Genomic DNA, 4,897 nt, shown 5'->3' on the forward strand with positions numbered 1-4,897 from the left:
GTGGCGTCGGATCGTGGCGAACTGCTGGAGGGGTTGGCCGCGTTGTCGGTGGGGGAGTCGTCGGTGGGGGTGGTGGAGGGCCGGGATCTGCGCGCCGACGGGCGGGTGGTGTTCGTGTTCCCGGGGCAGGGCGCGCAGTGGGCCGGGATGGCCGTCCAACTGCTCGACTCCGCACCGGCGTTCGCCGAGCGCTTCCACGCGTGCGCGGCGGCCCTGGCGGAGTTCGTGGACTGGGACGCGGTGGACGTGCTGCGTCAGGCCCCGGACGCGCCCACGCTGGAGCGGGTCGATGTCGTCCAGCCGGTCTCGTGGGCGGTGATGGTCTCGCTGGCGGCGCTGTGGCGGTCGTACGGCGTCGAACCGGCGGCCGTGGTGGGGCACTCGCAGGGTGAGGTCGCCGCCGCGTGCGTGGCCGGCGCGCTGTCCCTGCGGGACGGGGCGCGAGTGGTCGCGCTGCGGTCCCAGGCGATCGCGAGGGGACTGGCCGGCCGGGGCGGAATGATGTCGGTGGCCCTGCCGCCCGGGGAAGTGGAGTCCCGGCTGCGATCGTGGCCCGGCCGGCTCGACGTGGCGGCACTCAACGGCCCGTCGGCCACGGTCGTCGCCGGCGATCCGCACGCACTGGACGAACTGCTCGCGCAGTGCCGGGCGGACGGGGTCCGGGCGCGCAAGGTCGCGGTGGACTACGCCTCCCACACCCCGCAGGTGGAGCGGATCGAGGAGGAACTGTCCCGGGTGCTCGCGGACGTCCGTCCCGAGCCGCCGCAGGTGCCCTTCTTCTCGACCGTCGAGCGGGACTGGCTGAGCGAGACGCCGATGGACGCGCGCTACTGGTACCGCAATCTGCGGCAGCCGGTGCACTTCCACTCCGCCGTGCAGACGCTGGCGGAATCCGGGTACGGCACCTTCCTCGAAATCGGCTCCCACCCGGTGCTCACCATGAACATCGAGGAGATCCTGGAGGGCCGGGCCGACGCGGCGGCCTCGGTGGTCTGCGGAACACTGCGGCGCCAGGACGGCGGACCCCGCCGCTTCCTGGCGTCGGCGGCACACCTGTGGACGCGGGGCGTCACGGTCGACTGGAGCCGGGCGCACACCGGCGCCGGCACCTCCCACGTCGAGCTGCCGACGTACGCCTTCCAGCGGCGGCGGCACTGGCTGCATCCCACCGCGGACCGGCCGCTGCTGGGCCCGGCGGTGGAGCTCGCGGACGGCGGCACCGTCCTCACCGAGCGGATCTCGCTGCGGACCCGGCCCTGGCTGGCCGACCACCGCGTGCTCGGCCAGGTCGTCGTACCGGGAACCGCGTTACTGGAGATGGCCCTGCGCGTCGGCGACCTCGTGGACGAACTGACCCTTCACACACCGCTGGTGGTGCCGGAGCGCGGCGAGGTCGAGGTCCAGCTGACGGCGACGGCCCCGGCGCCGGACGGGTCGGGCCGCCGCGAACTCCGCGTCCACGGCCGGGCGAGCGACGGAGCCGACCAGGAGTGGCGGCTGCACGCCACCGGGCAGGCGCGCCGGGCCGAGAGCGAGGCCGATGACGAGGCCGCGGCTGCTGCGGCTGCGGCTGCGGAGGTGGAGGCCGAGGCGGGCTTCGGGCCGGGGGCCGAGTGGCCGCCCATCGGGGCCATACCGACGGACCCCACGGGCTTCTACGCCGAACTCGCCCGGCGCGGCCTGGAGTACGGGCCGACGTTCCGCAACCTGCGCGAGGTCTGGCGGCACGGCGACGACCTGCTGGCCGAAGTCGCCCTGGAGGAAGAGACGGGCCCGTTCCGCATGCATCCGGCGCTGCTCGACGCCGTGCTCCATCCGCTGGTGCTGGAAACGGGCCCCGGGCCGGTCGTGCCGTTCTCCTGGACCGGCGTGCGGCTGGTGCGCGCCGGGGCGTCCCGGCTCCGGGTCCGGATCAGCCCGCGCGGCGACCAGCGGGCGGCGCTGACCGCCGTCGACGGGAGCGGGGCCGCCGTGCTCTCGGTCGACTCTCTCGCCCTGCGACCGCTGGACGCCCGGCGCCACGATCCCAAGCTGTTCCAGGTCGAGTGGCGGGAGGTCACCGCCCCCGCCGTCCCCGCTGTCCCCGCCGCTCACGCCGGGGCGGCCCTGCCGGACGGCTCGGGATCCGTCGTCGTGCGACCGGTCGCGGCGGGTCCGGGCGATGTGCCCGAGGCCGTCCACGCGATGGCCGAGGCCGTGCTGCTGGACCTGCAGAAGTGGCTGGAGGAGAACGACGACGGCGACGGCCGACTGGTCGTCACCACCCGGCGGGGCGTGGCCACGGAGCCCGACGAGGACATCGACCTCGTCGCCGCCACGGTCTGGGGCCTGGTCCGGTCGGCCCAGACGGAACACCCCGGCCGGATCGTCCTGGTGGACCGCCCCGCCGACGACCGCCCCGCCGACGACCGCCCCGCCGACGACCGCCCCGCCGACGACCGCCCCGCCGACGACCGCCCCGCCGACGGCGGCGCCGACGACGGGCCCGATGACGGTGAACCCACGGCCGAAGAGCTGGGCCGTGCCCTCGCCGTCGGCGAGCCCCAGGTCGCCCTGCGCTCCGGACGGATTCTCGTGCCCCGGCTCGCGCGCGGCTCCGTCCCCGCACCCGGCCCCGCCCAGTCGTTCCTCGACGCCGACGGCACCGTGCTGATCACCGGTGGGACCGGTGGTCTCGGCGCGGCCGTGGCACGGCACCTGGTGGACCGCCACGGCGTACGCGGTCTCCTGCTGGTCAGCCGCAGCGGCCCGGCCGCCGACGGCGTCGACGACCTGGTGGCGGAGCTGACCGCCGCGGGCGCCTCGGTCGCGGTGGCCGCCTGCGACGTGGCCGACCGCGCGGCGCTCGCCGAGGTCCTCTCGGCCGTCCCCGCCCGAGCGCCGCTGCGCGCCGTGGTGCACGCCGCAGGAATCCTGCACGACGGCACGACGGCCTCGATGACGGCCGAACGCCTGCACGCGGTACTCGCCCCGAAGGCGGACGCGGCATGGCATCTGCATGAACTGACCGACGGCCTCGACCTGTCCGCGTTCGTGCTGTTCTCCTCGGTCTCGGCCACCCTCGGTCTGGCCGGCCAGACCAACTACGCGGCAGGCAACGCATTCCTCGACGCACTCGCCCAGCACCGGCACCGGCAGGGACGACCCGCCGTGTCCCTCGGCTGGGGGCTGTGGGAGCAGGGCACCGGGCTCACGGGCCGGCTCGGCGACGCCGACCGGCAGCGCATGCTCCGCGGGGGCCTCCGCCCGCTGCCCACCGACGAAGCCCTGGCCCTGCTCGACCTCGCCCTCGGCGCGGACCGGCCGCACCTGGTGCCCGCCTGGCTCGACACCGCCGCCTTGCACGATGCCGAGCCGCCTGCCCTGCTGCGCGGACTCGTCAGCGCCCCGGCCGACCGGACCGCGGCCGACCGGACCTCGGCGGAGCGGGAGCCGCAGGGCGCGCGGCTGCCCGTCGACCGCCTGCGGCACCTGTCGGACCACGACCGGGAACTGACCGTGCGACGGCTCGTCCAGACCGAGATCGCCACCGTGCTGGGCAGGTCCGGGCCCGGCGACGTCGCCCCCGACCGGGGCTTCATGGAGCTGGGCTTCGACTCGCTGACCGCCCTGGAGCTACGGCGCAGGCTCGCCGACCGCACCGGGCTCGCGCTGACCGCCACCGTGACCTTCGACCACCCCAGCGCGTCCGCGCTGACCCGCCACCTGCTGGAGCGGCTCACCCCGGAGCAGGCCGCCGCCCCGGCCGAGCCGCCGCCTCCGGCCCCGCCCGTCCTCGCCGAACTGGCCCGGTTCGAGGCGAGCGTGGCCGCCGTGGACGACGACCGGCTGCGCCTGGACGTCACCTCCCGGCTGTGGGAGCTGCTGTCGACGCTCTCCACCGCAGCGGACGGGACGGACCCGGTGGACGACCAGGAGATCACCGCGGCCACCGCGGACGAGCTCTTTTCCTTGATCGACGATGAGCTTGGAAGGCCCTGAACATGAACGACGCGAAGCTGCTCGACTACCTGAAGCGGGTCACCGCCGAGCTGCGCCAGACCCGCCGCAGGCTGGTGGAGCTGGAAGGCGCGGCGACGGGCCGCGAGCCGATCGCGATCGTGGGCATGGCCTGCCGCTACCCCGGCGGAGTGACCTCGCCCGAGGACCTGTTCCGGCTGGCCGACGACGGCGTCGACGCGATCTCCGGGTTCCCGGTGAACCGCGGCTGGGACGTCGACGGGCTGTACGACCCCGACCCCGGGCACGTCGGCACCAGCAGCACCCGGCACGGCGGATTCCTGCACGACGCGGCGGAGTTCGACGCGGGCCTGTTCGGCATGTCGCCGAAGGAGGCGCTGGCCACCGATCCACAGCAGCGGCTGTTGCTGCAGTCGAGCTGGGAGGCGCTGGAGCGCGCCGGAATCGCACCGCACTCGTTGCGCGGCAGCCGCACCGGCTTCTTCGCGGGCGTGATGTACGCCGATTACGCGTCCCGCCTGGGCACGGACCCCGGCGCTCTCGAAGGGCATCTGTTCAACGGCAGCCTGCCGAGCGTGGCGTCGGGCCGGGTCGCCTACACGTTCGGGTTCGAGGGGCCGGCGGTGACGGTGGACACGGCGTGTTCGTCGTCGCTGGTGTCTTTGCATCTGGCGGCGGGGTCGCTGCGGTCGGGGGAGTGCGAGCTCGCCCTCGCCGGCGGTGTCACCGTGATGGCCACACCGCGCGTCTTCGTCGAGTACTCCCGCCAGCGTGCCCTGTCGCCGGACGGTCGGTGCAAGGCGTTCTCGGACGCGGCCGACGGGACGGGGTGGGCTGAGGGTGTGGGTGTGGTGGTGCTGGAGCGGTTGTCGGACGCGCGTCGCCATGGGCATCGGGTGTTGGCGGTGTTGCGTGGGTCGGCGGTCAATCAGGACGG

General features: G+C 74.9%; 2 protein-coding genes. Both read left to right on the forward strand.

Features of this window, described 5'->3' with window-relative positions; translation table 11 throughout:
* On the forward strand, positions 1-3,981 hold a 3,981-nt coding region (locus ACWCPF_RS45185; RefSeq protein WP_451050988.1), incomplete at its 5' end, for an SDR family NAD(P)-dependent oxidoreductase.
* 2 nt (positions 3,982-3,983) lie between these two features.
* The coding region (locus ACWCPF_RS45190; RefSeq protein WP_451050989.1) for a beta-ketoacyl synthase N-terminal-like domain-containing protein at positions 3,984-4,897 on the forward strand (914 nt) is incomplete at its 3' end.

It is taken from the genome of Streptomyces sp. NPDC001858, from assembly GCF_053594615.1.